Source organism: Streptomyces sp. NPDC087906, assembly GCF_055584925.1.
In genome coordinates this window covers 136,421-153,854 of the sequence record NZ_JBVJLC010000012.1, presented here as the reverse complement: position 1 = coordinate 153,854, position 17,434 = coordinate 136,421, and the positions used below count along the sequence as shown (strand labels likewise).

The window sequence follows — 17,434 nt, the reverse complement described above, 5'->3', positions numbered from 1 at the left end:
CGCGTACCCTGGGTCGCCCGTAGCGCCGACGAGCAGGTGCGCGCCCACCTGGACGCACCCGAACTGCCGTCCCCGTAAGGGGGCGAGGCAGAATCGGCGTTCTGCGGGCGTATGCGCGTGTACCGAGTGACGATGGCGTCATGAAGCAGCTCGAAGCGCACGAGATGCCGCTGGACAAGGTGTTCTGCAGCGACTACGACTTCCGCATTCCGACCTATCAGCGTCCGTACGCGTGGGAGGTCGATCAGGCCCAACAGCTACTCTCCGACCTGGTGGAGGCACTGGACAGCGGCTCGGACGAGCCGTATTTTCTGGGCTCCATCGTGCTGGTGAAGCAGCCGACCCGCTCCGGCGCCGACGTCATCGACGGTCAGCAAAGGCTGACCACCCTGACGATCCTGTTCGCGGTGTTGCGGGATCTGACGGAAGATCTGGGCCTAAAGGCAGAACTCGACGCGGCGGTCTGCGAGCCGGGGAAGATCTCCAAGGGGCTGTCGGCAAAGCCGAGGCTGACTCTGCGCCCCAAGGATGCCGACTTCTTCCGCATCCACGTGCAGACGAAGGGGTCTGTCCCGGCGCTGCTGCAGATGCCGGCGGCAGGGCTGAAGACGGACGCGCAAAAGGCTGTACGGGCCAACGCGACGGCGCTCTACGAGGAGATCTCCTCCTGGACGGCCGATCGGCGGCTTGAGCTGGTGCAGATGCTGATCGTGCGAACCTTCCTGGTCGTCGTGACCACGCCCGACCTCAGCAGCGCCCATCGGATCTTCAGTGTCATGAACTCCCGCGGCTTGGACCTCTCTCCGGCCGACATCTTCAAGTCGCGGATCATCGGGGACATCGGCGAAGGAGAGGTCGGGGACGCGGCGGCCGCCAAGTGGGAGGACGCGGAGGAACAGCTTGGCCGTGACGACTTCGCGGATCTTTTTCTGCATCTCCGGATGGTCTACGCGAAGGAACGCGCCAAGGCGGAGCTGCTCAAGGAGTTCCCCCGGCAGGTCCTCGAACCTCACTTCCTGCCGGGCAAGGCGCAGGCTTTCGTCGATGACGTACTGGTGCCCTACGCGGATGCCTACGCCCAGATCAGAGACCACGACTACCATGCCGAAACCGGCGCGGAGCGGGTCAATGCCTGGTTCCGGCGGCTGGTGCAGATCGACAACAACGACTGGCGGCCCTCCGCCTTGTGGGCACTGCGGAATCACGGGGCGGACCCGGACTGGCTCGACCGCTTCTTCCAGGCCCTGGAGCGCCTGGCCGCCAGCATGTTCATCCGGCGGGTGTACACGACTCCACGGGTCCAGCATTACGCGGACCTGCTCAAGGAGTTGGACGCGGACCAAGGTCTCTCCTCGCCCTCCTTCCAGCTCACCGAAGCGGAGCAGGCCGCGACTCGGGAGCGCATCGAGGGGCCCGTATACCTGGACATCAAGACCCGTAAGTACCTTCTGCTGCGGCTCGACGAAGTACTGGCCGACGGCTCCGGCGTTGTGTACTCGCACCCCTTGATCACGGTCGAGCATGTTCTGCCGCAGAACCCGAAGGACGGATCCGGGTGGCTGACAGACTTCACCGAGGATGAACGGCACTTCTGGACCAACCGGCTTGCCAACCTCGTACTGCTCAACCGTTACAAGAACTCCCAGGCGCAGAACTATGATTTCGTGACGAAGAAGTCCCGGTACTTCAGCGGCAAGCTTGGAGTGGTCAACTTCGCTCTGACCACACAGGTTGTGCGCTCGGAAAGCTGGACCCCCGCCATCTTGGAGACCAGACAGCGCACGCTGGTCGCCGCGCTCTGCCACACATGGGATTTGTGACACAACCCCGCGATGCGGGTGCGGATCGCGGACCTGGGCGCAGACGCGCCACAGCTTGCTGGCTTGGGACCGTCACCGCCTATTTGAGCGGGAGTTACGTTGAAAGACCTGATTGACGCTCTTGCAGATAATCTCGGCGGCTGGCCACTTGCCTCTGTGATCGCTGTGGCTGTCGTCGGCTGCCTGACCGCAGGAGCGTTCCTGTCGTTGCGCGGAGATGGAGGGCAACACTCAAGCCGCCGCAGCGGTGACAGCGTCCGAGACGCCCGAGCCAGGCGCACGTGCCGGCACGGGTTCCGAAGACGGGTGGCGCCGTCATGCCAAACTGCAGTCGCTTTCGATGCTGTCGACCTGTGCCGCCGAACCGGGCACTTCAACCGCATCGTCTGGACCTCGGCGAAGAATGCCGCCCGGGAACTTCATCCGACATTTGGGGAAAGACGATCCAAGACTGGTTTCTCTGCCCGATCGCAAATTGGGAGTCATCGCCATCGGTCTGGACGGCGTGACCGTCGATCTTCGTGATGATCCCGCACGTGCTCAGGCGGTCTCCACTGCCCTGCATTACCGTGGCCGGGTGGCGGCGGCCCGGGGCGAATACCAGAAAGCGCTCCTGCGCTACGTCGAAGCTCAGAAGATGGCTCCCGGACGGCTGGTTGGCCGAGGATTCCACCACGTGCGGCTGGCAGAGATTCTCCTCCGGCATGGTCCGGCACACGAGGCGGAACACCATCTGCTGGAGGCCGAAAGCGTCAACAAGCAAGCGTCCGTGCGCTGCTCGCGCACGTTCCCGGTGCGTTGCGCCGAAGTCGCCCAACAGTCGATGAGAGCCTGGTCACTTGCCCATGCGGAAGCACCCACGGACGTGTGCCGGCGGACGCACCGCCTCCAAGCCCATCGGGTTGAGGCTGCTCCGCGTCTGCATTCTGATCAGCCATCCTCCTGACGGACGCCGGCCGGGCCAGGCTCGACCCAACGCCTCTCCTGTGGTTCGTGCGGGAGTCCGGACGGGGTTCATCAACGCTCTGGCCAGCGGTGATGCACAGGGCGCGCTCACCGCGAAGGGCGTAGGCGCGGTCAACTGCTGACGGCGTCCGAGCGCAGTGTGAGCAGTGTGATCTCGCTCGGGGCGAAGACCCGGAAGGGCGGGCCCCAGAAGCCGGTGCCGCGGCTGGTGTAGAGCTGGGTCCGCTCGCCGTGTCGGCTCAGGCCGTGTACCACCGGCTGGTCGATCCGGACGAGGAAGTTGAACGGCCAGATCTGGCCGCCGTGGGTGTGCCCGGAGACCTGTAGGTCGATGCCGGCGGCGGCGGCCTGTGCGACGTACTTGGGCTGGTGGGCGACGAGCAGGACCGGCCGGTCCGGGTCCGCCCCCGCCAGCGCGCCGGTCAGGTTCGCGCGGTGCCCGGCCAGGCCGGAGGACTCCGCGGTCACGTCGTCCACGCCCGCCAGGACGAGGGAGTCCCCGCCGCGCTCGACCACGACATGGCGGTTGTGGAGCGGTTCCCAGCCCAGTTCCGCCATGCGGTCCAGCCAGCCCTGCGCCTCCCCGAAGTACTCGTGGTTGCCCGTGACGTAGACCTTCGCCAGCCGTGACCGGATCGTCCCGAGCGGCGCGGACTGCTCTCGGCGCTGGGCGGGGGTGCCGTCGGCGATGTCACCGGCGTGGATCACTACGTCCGCGTCGAGCGCGTTGACGGCCTCGGTCACCCGCTGCGACCAGCGGGCCCGGTCGATCGGTCCGTAATGGGTGTCGGCCAGGACGACGACCTGAGCCCCGTCCAGACCGCCGCCGAGCCGGGGTACGCGGATGTCCAGCCGCTTCACCCGGGGCACGCGCATGGCTTCGTAGTGTCCCCAGCCCAACAGTCCGGCGGAGACCACAGCGACGGCCACCGCGATGATCCTGGCCCGGTCGGAACCGCCGTCTCCGCCGACATCGAGCCCGATCAGCACAAGGTGCACCAGCCCGCCCAGCACCGACCAGGTGAACAGCACCCAGACCGCCCCGAGGCTGCTGTCCGCGACGCGAGCCGCCCGGTCGGCCCTCCGAGCCCCGTGGCCCGCCGCCATGAGGAAGGGGAAGGAGACCAGCCAGCAGGCGAAGACGACCGTGCCGGCCAGGAAGACCGGGAACGGCCAGTCGACGCCGGAGGCGAACAGCGTCCACCAGGGCACGAAAAACAGCATGGCGAGGACGAGGAAGACCACAGCTCCGCCCAGCCGCCGCCGCAGGGACCGCCGAGGACGCGGACTCCCGCCCTCGGCCTCGGCCCGGGGGGCGGCCACGTCGGTCTCCGACCCGCCATCGGCCGACCGAAGGTCTGTTTCCACCCGGCTGGATTCGCTGTCTGTCACTACGCCGCCCCTCGCATCCGCTGTCCCCCGGTCACTCCCCATCATCCGGCACCCGGTGCCCCCACGGAATCGTCCGGACCCCGTTGCCCCGTTGCCCCGTCGCCCGTTGCCACGCCGCTTCCACGCGAACCCGCCAGGGACGCCGGCGAGCAGGGCCATCAGACGGTGAACTCCTTCGAGACGAGGGTGAATCCGGCATCCAAGGGAGCCCAGGTGACGGTCGCCGGGCGCTCCTTGTTCAGAGCTCCGCCGGGGAAGCCGGGGGACTCCGCCAGCAGGCGCAGCTTCAGCGGTCCGTCGCCTTCGATCTTCAGTCTCAGTTCGACACCCTCGGACGGGGGCGCGGCGTAGCTGAAGCCCCATCCCCAACGTCCCTTCACATCAGACCTGTTGTTGCCTCCAGGCAGATGTTCACTGCCCACCGTCAGACCTCGCACGGAGGAGCTGCCCGCCGTGTCGGCGTACAGCATCAGTTGGCCGGCCGTCCCGCCGGTGGCGTTGACGCGCACCACGACGTCCCTCGATCCGGCGCCGCGCCGGGTGGACAGCACCCGCAGCTCGGGCGTCGGAGCCTGGACCACCGGCGCCGGACCCGTACGCCAGTCGTCCGGTTTCCTCAAGTAGGGGAACACGTCGGCCATCGGTGCCGTACCGGCGCCGACGTACTGCTCCAGCCAGGGGTCGTCGCCGTACCCGGAGCTCACCCAGCGGGCCTTGTTCCGGTCGCCGTCGACCACGTACAACAAGCTGACCTGCGCCGGGTGCCGGCTGTCCACGCCGTCCCGTGCCACCCCTGCCACGCACACCGCGGCCCCGACCAGTGCCGCCACGGAGGTCCATACGACGAGGGGCCTGCCGTGGAGGCGGCCGGCGAAGGATGCCACGAGTGGGGCCGCGAAGAGGGCCACCACGATCAGCGGCACCATGGCCAGGGCCAGTCCCAGCGCGTCGAAGAACAGCGCCGCGATGGGGACCAGCAGCGCGGCCCCGGGCACCGCTGCCAGCGCCGACAGCGAGTCCCGCCACGCCGAGCTGTCCGGTAGCCGGGCCGCGAGCACCAGCCCCGCCGCGCCGGCCAGCGCGGGCCACAGGAAGAGGTAAGAGGCGCCGGGCACCAGGAGGGCGGTGAGTACGGTCAGCGCGGTCAGCCAGCAGGTGACGGCGGCGCTCACCTCCAGGGCCCCGTGCCCGCGCCGCAGGACCGAGGCCCAGATCCAGACCGCAACGGCGGTGACCGTCGCCAGACCGAGTGCGGTGAGCCCCGGCCGGTACGGGTCTCCGAAGATGAAGCCCGCGTAGTGCGGACGGAAGAAGGTCATGAGCTGCCAGCCCGCCCAGCCGATGACGGCCGCCGCGATCAGCGGCACAGGAACGGTCGCGGCCACGACCGCCACCGAGCGTCCCCCGACGGCCCGGCGGCGCACCGCGAACCACACGGCTGCCGCCAACGCCACCGCCGAGAGACCGGCCAGGGGCAGGACCAGGCCGCCCGGGTAGCGCAGCAGCAGGCCGCCGAGCGAGAAGTAGGTGGCGTCCGAGCTGTCCGCGATCGCCGGGATGTCGTCGGCCGCGAGCTGCCGGGTGGCGGCCAGCACCGTCGAGCCCATGTCCTGAAGGGACGCGGCGCTGGAGTGGGCGAGGTCGTCCTGGACGGTGTGGTAATTCGCCGACGTGCCGATGTTGGCCAAATTCATCCCGGTCAGACCCGCGTCGCGGAAGACCGTGAAGTCGGTGCTGTTGGGCAGCAGCCGGTACACCTCGTACGCGAGCGAGGTGGTGACCGGGACGTGGTCGCCGAGTGCCGGTACGAGCCCTCCGTTGTGCGCGCCCGTCTCGAACATCACCGCACGCCCGGACGTCCCTCTGGCGTCCAGGTTCAGCACGACGGTCCGGTCCGGGTCGCCCAGGCTGCCGGAGGCGGCGTAGGCGCGGGCCCCCATCAGCCCGGCTTCCTCGCCGTCGGTGAACAGGAAGGTGATGTCGTTGCGCGGCGCGGGGCCCGCGCGCAGCGCCCGGATGATTTCGAGGAGGGTCGCCACGCCATGTGCGTCGTCGGTGGCGCCGGGGCCGTTCTCGGCGGAGTCGTAGTGGGCGACGACCAGCACCCGGCCGGTCGGGTGCGTACCGTGCACGGTGGCCTGGATGTTCTGCACCCGCGCTGCCATGGCGTGTCCCGCGGTGTCGTCGACACCGACCGACTCGCCGGTCTCGGGCTTGACCCCCAGACGGGTCAGGTCACTCAGCAGCCGGTCGCGGACCCGGTCGTGCGCGACCGATCCGATGGGGTGGGGTACGGAGGCGATCTCCGCGACCTGGCGCTGCGCCCGGGTGGCCGAGAACTCCTTGGCGGGCGCGTCGCCGGGCACCGGGTCAGGGGGTGTCAGGGTGCCGGTCACCGTGGTCACCACCGCGATCAGCGCGACGACGGCGAGCAGCAGCAGGCCTGGCAGGCGCCGTCGTGCCGCGGAGGGTACGGCCGGTGGCCTGGTGGGCGTGTCGGAGGTCGCGCTCTCGCGAAGGGTCACTGGTCAGCCGTTCCTGTGCTGGTGGTCACTGGCGGCGGCGCGGGTTGTCGGCGCCCGCGCGATGCGCCGCGTCGTATGTGGCGGCTGCCGGGCCGGTCCGGCCCGTGCTCACACGGGGTTGGCGTGCAGCGGCGGGGCGAAGGCGGCGGCCCGGACGGCGCAAGCCGTCACGAAGCGAGCGAACAGGCCGTGGTCACCGGAGACTTCGGGATGCCACTGGACGCCCACGACGAACCGCCGGGTGGGGTCCTCGGCGGCCTCGGCCAGCCCGTCGTCGCTGCGGCCGGTCACCCTGAGGGTGCCGGGCTCGTCGATCCCCTGGTGATGATGCGAGTTGACCCGGGTACGGGGCCCGTACACCTCGGCCATGACACTGTCGGCGGCGAACTCCATCCCGTGCTCACCGAACACGCCCTCCGCAGGACAGTGCGCGGTGTGTCCGAGCACATCGGGCAGGTGCTGGTGCAGACTGCCGCCGTACTCAAGGGCCAGCAACTGCAGTCCGCGACAGACGCCGAGTACCGGCAGGTCCCGCTCCAAAGCGCCGCGCAGCAGCATCTGTTCGGCGGTGTCGCGCAGCGGCTGGGCGCGGTCCGTCTCCGGATGCCGGCCCTGGCCGCACAACGCGGGGTCGATGTCCACGCCGCCCGGCAGCAGGAGCCCGTCGAGCCGGTCCAGCACATCGGCGTCCAGGTCGTCCGGCGGCAGGACGACCGCACGGCCCCCGTTGGCGCTGACGCCGCGCACGTAACTCTCGTGGATCACTGCGGCGGGAGCGTCCCATATGTTCCAGCGGGCCTGTTCCAGGTAGGCCGCGATCCCTATGACGGGGCGGGTCACGAGCCGACGGCCTGACGCCGGTGGGTGGCCACAGGATCTGTGCGCAGCGCGTCCGCGCACAGGGCGAGGGCCCTCTCCAGGAGCCGCGAGGTGCTGTCGACGGGCGCGCCGAAACGGGTGCGCCGGCGCAGCGCGGCGATTCGCTCGGCGAGATCCTCCGAGGGGCTGCTGTCGTGCACGGCCGCGGCGAAGACGTCGGCGAGTTCGGTCAGGTCGTCGCCGGCCAGGCCCTGGTAGGTGGGTTCGTTCAGACCGATACGGACTCCCTGTCCCGGGAATCCGGGGAGGCCCGCCATGAAGTTGACCCGCAGTCCCGCGGCGAACAGCCGGTCGCTGGCGACCTTCGGGGCGATGCCGTCGGTCTCGGTGTCCAGCCATAGCTGGTGGCCGGCCGAGTAACCGCGCTCCTTGGCCGCGACCGTGATCCCGCGTTCGTCGAGCAGCCGGCCGAAGCGCTGGGTATGGGCGACGACCGTCCGGGCGTATTCGGGTCCGCCGCAGTCACGGAACTCCAGCAGGGCGATGCCGAGGCCGATGGTGGAGGCGAAGTGGTGGCTGCTGATCAGGTAGTCCTGAGTCTCCCGGACCCGCTCGTCGATCCGGGTGTCACGGGTCAACACCGTGGCTTTCTGGGGGCCGGGGAACGTTTTGTGGGTCGAGCCGCTGAAGCTGTCGGCGCCCTCGTCCAGCGGGTTGCGGAAGGCGCCGCCGAGCACGAGCCCGAACCAGTGGCTGGCGTCGACGTGCACGAGCGTGTCCGGGGCCGCCGTCCGCACCGTGGCCACCAGGCTCGCCACGTCGACAGGGAAGAGGCAGTGCGACTGATCGACGTAGACCAGCGAGGGACGGACCCTGGCCAGGAGTTCGGCAGCGTGGTCGAGGTCCAGTTCGTGGGGCCCGGCACCGCGCAGGAACTCGACCTTCAGACCCAGTCGGCGTGCGACGCTCGCGGTGGCGAAGTGACCGCCGTTCTCCGGGGCGATGGTGAACACGGTGCTGCCCGGCTCGCCGCCGAGCGCGGCGAGCACCAGGGTCATCGCGCTGAGACCGCTGAGGGGCCGCACCGAGACGTGTTCGGCATGCCCGAGTTCACGCAGGAGCGGCACGGTGAGTCCCATCTCCAGGTCACGCAGCTTCTGCGCGCCGCGGAAATGCCAGCGGTCGGGATGGTCCGACTCGTTGAAGAAGTAGCGGTGGTACGGGTCGAGCAGCATCGGGAGCTTCGAGATTCCCGACATGGCGTTCTCGGACGGCACCATGCTCAGGCCTCGCCGGGCCTCGCTCTCATTCTCCGCGAGGAGCCGTACGACATCGTCCAGCGTCACGGCGGTATTCATGGTTGGTGACTCCTTTCTGACGTGGTTCACGCGGAGACCCGCGACTTCTTGAGGAGCCGGGCGGCGGCCACCATCACCTGGCCGAGGGCGATGCCTCCGTCGTTGGTGGGAACGAGCCGGTGGGAACGGGCGTCGAAACCCGCACGCCTCAGTTCGACAAGGCAGTTGACGAGAAGGAACTCATTGAGGAAGACACCGCCGGAGAGCGCGACCTGGGCCACCTCATGGCGCAGGCGCAGCTCGTCGCAGCGCTCGACGACCATGGCCACCACCGCCGAGTGGAAGCGACGGCTGATCGTCGCGGTGTCGGTGCCCGCGCCCAGATCGGCCGCGATCTCTCGGATCAGGGGGCTCGGATCGATCACCGCCGGGCCGCCGCCGGCGGGCGCTGTGACGGCGAAGCGGTAGGACCGGTCGGCGGGTGCGAAGTCGCGGCCGAGCAGTCCCTCCAGCTCGATCGGTCCCTGCGCCTCGTACTCGGCGTACGAGCAGACGCCGAGCAGGGCCGCGACGCCGTCGAAGAGCCGGCCCATGCTGGAGACGGCCGGAGCGTTCAGGCCGCGCCGCACCATGGTGGTGTAGACGTGTCGCTCCTGGTCACTGAGAATCCGCAGCGCGGGGAAGGCCTCGTGCGCGGCGTCGGGTGAGCCGAGGGCTTCGAGGGCGAGCGCGAAGCCGGTACGGATGGGCTGGCGCACCGCCATGTCGCCGCCCAGCAGGGGAATCGGACGCAGGTGCGCGACCCGGTCGGTGTTCTCGAAGCCGCCGAGCAGGAACTCGCCGCCCCAGATGGTGCCGTCCAGGCCGTACCCCGCGCCGTCGAAGACGACGCCGAGCGTGGTGCCGGTCATCCGGTTCTCCGCCATGCACGACGCCATGTGGGCGTGGTGGTGCTGAACTTCCACGACCGCCTCGGGGCGTTCGTCGCCGGCCAGCACATGGGAGCGGAACGAGGGGTGCATGTCGACCGCGACGTGCCGCGGTTCGAGTTCGTACAGCTCGGACAGATGGGCGGCCGTCTGCTTGTGGGAGGCGAAGGTCTCGTCGTTCTTGAGATCGCCGATGTGCTGACTGACGTAGACCTTGGGGCCGGTGCCGAGGGCCACCGTGGTCTTCAGCTCGGCACCGTAGGCCAGTACGGGCTCCGGCACCTCATCGACCTCGACGGGGTACGGGGCGTAGCCGCGCGAGCGGCGCACGAAGGTGATGAGCGGTTCGGCCAGGTGGGGATGGCCGGAACAGCGGACCACCGAGTCGTCCACCCTGACATGGATGTCGCGGTCGTGGTGCAGGATCAGGTCCGCGACTTCGAAGAGCTGGCCGAGCGCGTCCTCGTTGCGGTACGCGATCGGGTAGCCGGACACATTGCCGCTGGTCATCACCAGGACGTCGAGTCCTGGGTGGTCGAGCAGCAGATGGTGCAGCGGCGCCGAGGGGAGCATGATGCCCAGGCTGGGGTTGCGCGGGGCGATCTCCTCAGGGAGGAGCCCGTCCGGTCTCTTGCGCAGCAGCACGATCGGACGCGCCGGGGACTCCAGCAGTTCGGCCTCGGCGGGGCTGCACTCGGCGACCGCCGCCGCCGCGGCGAGGTCGGCCACCATGATCGCGAAGGGCTTGGAGTCGCGCTTCTTGCGGGTACGCAGCCGGGCGACGGCGTCCGCGTTCCGGGCGTTGACGACCAGGTGGAAGCCGCCGATGCTCTTGACGGCGACGATTTTCCCGGCGGCCAGTGCCTCGACGCTCGCCCGGAGGGCGTCGTCGGCCTCGGCGAGCGGCGCCCGCGGGCCGGAAAGGGTCAGCCGGGGACCGCACACCGGGCAGGCGTTCGGCTGCGCGTGGTATCTGCGGTCGCCCGGGTCCTCGTACTCCCGGCGGCAGTCGTCGCACATGGTGAAGGACGCCATGGTCGTCTGCTCGCGGTCGTAGGGAAGTTCCTTGACGATGGAGTAACGAGGACCGCAGTGGGTGCAGTTGGTGAAGGGGTAGCGGTATCGCCGGTCGTCCGGGGTGCGGACCTCCAGCAGGCAGTCGGCGCAGACGTGCGAGTCGGGCGCCACGATGGTGTCGGAGCGGCCGTTCTTGGCGCTCTGCCGGATCTCGAAGCCCTCAGGGGTGTCGGACGGGACGGCGGCGCGGTCCTCCACCCGCACCTCGTCGACCCGTGAGAGCAGCGGTGCGTCATCGTGCAGCGCCGTGGTGAACGCGGACAGATGCGGGAGCGGGCCGTGTACCGAGGCGAGTACCCCCTGGGTGTCGTTCAGTACCCAGCCGGTCAGCCCCAGGGACTTCGCCAGGTTGTAGACGAAGGGCCGGTAGCCCACTCCCTGCACCACTCCGCAGACCCGGACGAGCCAACGCTGAGCCGGCGGGATGTCCGGGCGCCCGCTCGTGGGGCCGTCACTTGGCATGGTGATCCGCTGCACGATGCGCTCCGATCAGCAGAGTCGCGGGAGTTCCGCGCCCTGCAACTCTTCGATCTCGCTGACCTTTCCGTCCTTGCCGACCATCTCGACCGCCTTCTCGGGCCGGTCGGTGACCTGGCCGATCACCACCGCCTTCCGGCCGTACTGATGGGCGCGCAGTGTCTTCAGGACGGTGTCCACCGCGTCGGGTTCGACGAACAGGGCGAGGCAGCCCTCGTTCGCGGCGTTGATCGGGTTGATGCCGAGCATGTCCGAGGCCATCCGCGTCTCGAAGTCGATGGGCAGGGCCTCCTCCTCGATGCGCAGCGTGCGGCCGAGAGCGGCGGAGTACTCGTGCAGCACCGCGGAGAGGCCGCCGCGGGTGACATCGCGCATGGAGCGCACGGCGTCCTCGGCGACCGCGGCGTTGACCGAGTCGATCAGCCCGTTGAGCGGCGCGCAGTCGCTGAGCACGTTCTTCTCGAAGCCCAGTCCCTCGCGGACGGAAAGGAGATGAACCGTGTGGTTGCCGATCGGACCGCTGAGGATGATCTTGTCACCGGGCCGGACGTCGGTCATGCGCTTCGGCGGCCGATGGAAGATGCCGATGCCCGTGGTGTTGAGGAAGATGCCGTCCGCCTCGCCGGGGCCGACGACCTTGGTGTCGCCGGCCACGATCTGCACCCCGGCCTCGATCGCGGTCTCGCGCAGCGAGACCAGCGCCTGGTGCAGGCGCCGGATCGGGAAGCCCGTCTCCAGGATCATGGCCAGGGTGAGGTAGCGCGGCTCCGCGCCCACCACGGCCAGGTCGTTGACCGTGCCGCAGATGGCGATCTTGCCGATGTCGCCGTTCCCGAAGAAGGGCGGGCTGACGACGAAGGAGTCGGTGGTCATGGCGATGTTGCCGACCGGGACCGGCAACATCGCGCTGTCTTCCATCTCGCCCACATAGACGTCTCCCAGCACGCCCACCATGAACTCGACGAGTTCCCGGCTGAGTCGGGCGCCGGTCCCGTGATCAAGGACGATCTGCTGGTCCAGAAAGGATTCCGTGCCCGTCTGCAACGGTGCTCCCATGTCGGTTCGGAGGTGGGAATGTGTCGGGGTAGCGGGGGCCCGCCGGTCCGCTGCTCGCCGGATCAGGGGGTGCGGAACACCTTGCGGGGCAGCTCGCTCGTCTCGTCGAGCAGGCGGATGATCTCGGACGAGGGCTGCACCGTGGCGCAGTAGCCGTCCAGCCAGTCGAGGGCACGGGTCCTGTCGTGTTCGCGGGCCGAGACGACGCAGTCACTCGGAACCCAGACGTTGTAGCCGCGGAAGAACGCGTCGGCGGCGGTGGTCTGGACGCAGATCTGGCCCTGCATGCCGGTCACGATGACCGTCTCGACGCCGAGGTCCTGCAGCCGCTCGTGCAGGTCGGTCTCGTAGAAGCCGCTGTCCTTGTTCTTCTCCACGAGGATGTCGGACTCGCCGAGGAAGACCGGGAGGATCTCGGCGCCCTTCGTGCCCTTCTGGGCCGGCAGGCGGCCGCCCTCGTAGCGCTCGGCCACCGGGTCGTCCTCAAGGTTGATGAGCTGCAGGTGAAGAACGTGGTGGCCGCGTTCGCGCATGTCGTTCAGGAAGCGGGAGAAGCTCGGGGTGGCCTCCTCGACCGCGTCGATGCGCTCCTGGTTCTTGTTGACCAAGTCGTACTGCAGGTCGTTGGTGAGTACTGCGATCTTGCTCATGCCTGATTGCTCCTTCGAGACAGGGGGCGGCGGCTCGCGATCCGCGACTCGTCGTGGTCCGAAGATCTCCGTGGGAGGACGGAGCCGGTAGTCGGGGGATCCCCTGACCGGTTCCGCCCGGCCGCCGGGAGGCGCTGCGGTCAGCCGAGTACGCGGCGGTCGGGGTGGAGCGCCAGCTCGCCGAGCACGGCGTGGAAATCCTCCACCAGGCGCACGACGCGGCCCTCCGAGAACACGTCGGTGCTGTAGACGGCGAGGCTGCGCGCACCGTTCTCGTCATGGCGCAGTCTGAGGCTGAGCGGACGTGAGACGTACGGCATCGGCGGGACCACCCGTTCGGCCCTCAGGGGACCCAGCTCGACCGGCACGTCGATGTCGTTCTCGGCGGTGAACTGCACATGGAACAGGCGGTCCAGCAGGCCCGGTTCGCCGACGTGCGGATCCAGCAGATGGGCCGGCACATCGTGGTGCATGAAGTCGCGGTTGGTCTCCTCGGCGACCTTGGCGACGAGTTCGGCGAAGGTGAGGTCACCCGAGAGGTCCGTCCTGGCCACCACGTCGTTGGAGAAGTCGGCCACCAGGTCCTGGACGTCGGTGCTGTCCCGGTAGGTGACGGGGGCCCGCACACAGATGTCGCGCTGTCCGGACGCGCGGGCGAGGGTCACTTGAAAGGCTGCGAGGCCAAGGGTGTAGACGGTGGCACGGGCGCTGCGCGCCAGTCGGACGAGGGGCCCGAAGACCTCGGGCGGGACCGGGAGGTCGAGCAAGGCTCCGTACGGCGTCGGCTCGGCCGGCGGCCGGAGATCGGTGGGAAGCTCGGCGGGTACGGCGCCCTTCAGCCGCGCCGCCCAGTACGCGGTGACCTCGGCGGCGCGCGGCCCCTCGACCAGGGCGCGGTGGGCCGCGGCGAAGTCTCCGTAGCGCAGAGGCAACGGGGGCAGCCCCGGTTCGGTCCCGGTGGTGCGGGCCAGGTAGCCGGCGCCGAGGTCGCGCACCAGGACCTCCAGGGCTCGGCCGTCGCCGATGATGTGATGCATGAGCAGGAACGCGATGTGCTCGTCCGGCGCGGTCCTGAGCAGCCGGAGCCGGGCGAGCGGTCCGGCGCCGAGGTCGAACGGCTGATCCACCTCCTGGCGGGTGAAGTCCGCCAGTCCGCCGGGCGCGAGTTCGAGGACGGGCACGGTCAGACGCAGGGACGGTGCGATCACCTGGGTGAGGTGTCCGTCCTCCTCCCGAAGGGCGCTGCGCAGGTTGTCGTGCCGGGCCACCACATCGTTCCAGGCCTCTTCCAGCGCCGCGGTGTCCAGCGGCCCGGACAGCCGCAGACCGCCCGCGATGAGGGCCGGGGTGGTCCCCGGCCCGCCTCGCAGGGACTGCCACATGCCCTCTTGGGACACCGAGGCCCGGAACCGCACTACGGCGGTGTCCGCCTGCCGGCCGGCGGCCGGTGCGGGCGGATCCGCCCGCCGGGGACGCCGGGTCCGCAGCAGGGCTTCCTCCAGCCGCCGCCTGGCGTCGAGGTCCGTCTTGGACAGATGTGTTCCGGTCATCCGGTCGTCTCCCTCGTCGGTCAAGGTGACCAGTCCGTGGCGGTGTCCGGAAGTCGGGGCTTTCCCCCGTGTCCCGCCGGCTGCGGCGTGCCGGGCCGCTGAACGGCTTGGCTGTCGGCCTGTTCGGCGAGCAGCGCGGCGGTGCGGAGCCGGTAGATGTCCCGCACGCTCACCGCGACCCCGAGGTCCCGCAGCGAGTGGGAGATCCGCAGGGCCGTCAGCGAGTTGCCGCCCAGGTCGAAGAAGTCCTCGTCCGGGGCGCAGTCGGTCCGCAGGATCGTGCGCCAGGCGCCGAGTACGGCTGCGAGCGTGCCGCCCCGCGGGGAGCCGGCCGCGGGGCCCGGGGCGGCCACCGGTTCCGCTGCCGCGGGGGCCGGCAGCCGCTTGACGTCCACCTTTCCGTTCACGGTGAGCGGCAGTTCGGCGAGCCGGGTCACCGTCGCGGGCACCATGTACTCGGGCAGTGCGGCGGCGGCCCTGCGGCGCACTTCGGCCGGGGTGGCGCCGTCGAGCACCACGTACGCGTCCAGCCGGGCGGCGTCCTCGTCGCCCTCGGGCCGGTTGAGCACGACCGAGGCGGCCACGACGGAGGGGTGGCCGAGCAGCACGTTCCGGATCTCGTCCAGTTCGATCCGGTAGCCGCGCAGTTTCACCTGGGAGTCGAGCCGGCCAAGGTGCTCCAGGGACCCGTCCGGGAGCATCCTGCCCTTGTCACCGCTGAGATAGAGCCGGGTGCCGTCGTCCGGGTCGGTCACGAAGCGCTGGGCGGTCAGCTCCGGACGGTGCAGATAGTGATGCGCCAGCCCGTCGCCGGACACCGCGATCTCACCGGCCGCTCCCGGCGGCAGCAGGCGTCCGCCGCCGTCGAGGACCCGTACGGCCCAGCCGGGGATGGGCCGGCCGACCGACCTGGTGGCCGCCAGCGCGTCGGCGCGGGTGAGTGTCCGGGCGGTGACGTGCACGGTCGTCTCGGTGATGCCGAACATGTTCACCATCCGGCACCTGCTCTCCGGATGGGCGTCGAACCAGGAGGTCAGACCACGGGCGTCGAGGGGCTCCCCACCGAGGACCACCAGGCGGACGTCCCTCAACCGCGCCTGGCCGCGCTCCAGTTCCAACAGGCGGGAGAAAGCCGAAGGCGTGTGGCTGAGAACGGTCACCCGCTCCCGGACGAGCAACTCGCGGAAGTCCTCCGGTGAGCGGCAGGTCCAGTACGGCACGACGACCAGCCGCCCTCCGGTGATCAGTGCCCCCCATATCTCCCACACCGAGAAATCGAAGGCCGCTGAATGGAACCAGGCCCAGGTATCCGTGCCGCCGAGCTCGAAGTCGGCGGCCGTCGCGTTCAGCAGCGCGGCCACGTTGCGCTGCGGCACGACGACGCCTTTGGGGCGGCCGGTGGAGCCGGACGTGTAGATGACGTAGGCCGCGTCGTCGGGCTCGCCCGTGGCAGCCGGCAGAGGGCTTTCGGCGATCGCGGTGTCCTCGGCGAGCAGGCGGAGCCGGTCGAGAGGTACCGCGACGCCAGGTGCGAACGCGCCCTCGGAAGCGAGGCCGTCCGTGTCGACCAGGACGAGGCCAAGACCGGCGTCCTCAGCGGTGAAGGCGAGTCGCTCCTTCGGATAAGCGGGGTCCAGGGGGACGTACGTACCGCCGGCTGTCAGCACAGCGAGCATCACCACGACCAGGTCCGCCGAGCGCTCCAGACATATCCCGACCCGGTCGCGGGGCCCCACACCGAGAGAGCGCAGCGCCCGCGCGAACCGGCCGGCCCGTTCGACCAGTTCGCCGTAGTCGAGGGAGGTGCCACCCTCGGTGAGGGCGATCGTGCGGGGAGCGGCGGCGGCGCGGGCCGCGACCAGCTCGGGCAGAGTCCGGGCTTCGGCCTTCCGTGGACGCCCGGTCCGGCCGAGGTCGAGGACGCGCCGGCGTTCCGTCCGGTCGAAAAGGGACACGTCGGCGACCGGACGCTGCTGGTCACCCTTGGTCAACTCGCGGACAGTATGGGCCAGATGACGGACGAGGGCGTCGGTGAGCCAGGTCTTCAGGAGATCCGGACGCCGCCATCCCCGCAGCAGCAGGCCGCCTTCGCCGTCCGGCTCCGCGTACATCGTCAGCGCGTGCTCACCGGCCGGCGGCCGGTAGTGGAGCAGATCCGCCGGCTGCTCGGACACGTCGACGTCCAGTGCCACCCGGAGGCCCGCGGACCGCGCCCGCGGTTCGCTCCGCCCGGCTCCGGCCGGACCGAAGAGCCCGGCGGTCCGGGCGCGGTACGCGGACACCGGCTCGCTCTCGTCCCACTGTGACACCGCCCAGCCGTGGGCGCCGTCCGCCGAGGTCACGTCCAGGAGCACCTGGTCCTCGGCCAGGGTGCGGGCGAGGAGCAGGTGGACAGCGGCGGCCAGATCATGGGCGGCGTCCGGTCCGGACTTCAGCTCGGGCAGTGCCACGGCGAAGTCCGCGTCGGCGTTGAGCTGCCTGCCCGCCTCGGCGGCCGGGGCCGGTGTGCCGGCCGGAACGCCCTTTGCCGGACGGGCGGCGCCGGAGGGTCGCGAGACCGCTCCGTACAGGACCGCCGAGGCGATCTCGTCCAGCCGTGTGCGGTCGACGCGGGCGGCGTCCGCCACCACCACCAGGTCGCTCACCCCTCCCGTGTACTCAAGAAGCGTGAGGCGGAAGGGCGAGCGCCCGCCGATCCCGATCGGGGTGTCCAACTCGGCTGCGAGCCGGCGTACGGCGAGCGGGCTGCCGGGAGGCCCGGCAACCGGATCACACCACAGGGCGGGCAGCGCGCCGTCGGTCAGGTACGGCGCCACGTTCAGCGCGTTCGCCAGGTTTCGTCGGCACTGTCGCGGACCGGTATCCGCGGGCACGC

General features: G+C 70.0%; 11 protein-coding genes. 2 read left to right on the top strand and 9 right to left on the bottom strand.

The features are described from left to right. The first annotated feature begins 140 nt into the window (after positions 1-140). Entirely contained in the window at positions 141-1,820 is a 1,680-nt protein-coding gene (locus ACZ63I_RS28900; protein ID WP_469342099.1) for a DUF262 domain-containing protein, read from the top strand. A 217-nt stretch (positions 1,821-2,037) separates the two neighbouring features. Continuing rightward, the gene (locus ACZ63I_RS28895) at positions 2,038-2,766 is read left to right on the top strand and encodes a hypothetical protein (RefSeq protein ID WP_469342098.1); all 729 of its coding nucleotides are present in this window, start codon (positions 2,038-2,040) and stop codon (positions 2,764-2,766) included. A gap of 131 nt (positions 2,767-2,897) precedes the next feature. On the opposite strand, the gene ACZ63I_RS28890 is transcribed toward ACZ63I_RS28895, so the two are convergent. The 9 genes from ACZ63I_RS28890 to ACZ63I_RS28850 form a co-directional block, all read right to left on the bottom strand. Then, positions 2,898-4,109 carry a metallophosphoesterase gene (locus ACZ63I_RS28890; RefSeq protein ID WP_469342097.1) on the bottom strand — a complete coding sequence of 404 codons (1,212 nt, stop codon included), beginning with the start codon at positions 4,107-4,109 and terminating at the stop codon, positions 2,898-2,900. Positions 4,110-4,336: 227 nt separating this feature from the next. Further along, entirely contained in the window at positions 4,337-6,703 is a 2,367-nt protein-coding gene (locus ACZ63I_RS28885) for a M20/M25/M40 family metallo-hydrolase (protein WP_469342096.1), read from the bottom strand. 108 nt (positions 6,704-6,811) lie between these two features. Beyond that, positions 6,812-7,543 (bottom strand): gamma-glutamyl-gamma-aminobutyrate hydrolase family protein, encoded by a 732-nt coding sequence (locus ACZ63I_RS28880; protein ID WP_469342094.1) that lies wholly within the window; start codon positions 7,541-7,543, stop codon positions 6,812-6,814. Then, a complete protein-coding gene (locus tag ACZ63I_RS28875) occupies positions 7,540-8,880 on the bottom strand; it encodes a PLP-dependent aminotransferase family protein (protein WP_469342093.1) in 1,341 nt (446 codons plus the stop codon). The genes ACZ63I_RS28880 and ACZ63I_RS28875 overlap by 4 nt, the downstream gene beginning before the upstream one ends. A gap of 26 nt (positions 8,881-8,906) precedes the next feature. Then, on the bottom strand, positions 8,907-11,288 hold the full coding sequence (gene hypF, locus ACZ63I_RS28870) for a carbamoyltransferase HypF (protein WP_469342092.1): 2,382 nt from the start codon (positions 11,286-11,288) through the stop codon (positions 8,907-8,909). A 27-nt stretch (positions 11,289-11,315) separates the two neighbouring features. Further along, complete coding sequence (gene hypE, locus ACZ63I_RS28865) at positions 11,316-12,347, bottom strand: hydrogenase expression/formation protein HypE (RefSeq protein ID WP_469342091.1); 1,032 nt, start codon at positions 12,345-12,347, stop codon at positions 11,316-11,318. A 74-nt stretch (positions 12,348-12,421) separates the two neighbouring features. Further along, positions 12,422-13,009 (bottom strand): cysteine hydrolase family protein, encoded by a 588-nt coding sequence (locus ACZ63I_RS28860; protein ID WP_469342090.1) that lies wholly within the window; start codon positions 13,007-13,009, stop codon positions 12,422-12,424. Positions 13,010-13,149: 140 nt separating this feature from the next. Next, positions 13,150-14,559 carry a condensation domain-containing protein gene (locus ACZ63I_RS28855; protein ID WP_469342089.1) on the bottom strand — a complete coding sequence of 470 codons (1,410 nt, stop codon included), beginning with the start codon at positions 14,557-14,559 and terminating at the stop codon, positions 13,150-13,152. A gap of 20 nt (positions 14,560-14,579) precedes the next feature. Then, a complete protein-coding gene (locus ACZ63I_RS28850) occupies positions 14,580-17,375 on the bottom strand; it encodes a non-ribosomal peptide synthetase (RefSeq protein WP_469342088.1) in 2,796 nt (931 codons plus the stop codon). Positions 17,376-17,434 lie beyond the last annotated feature (59 nt).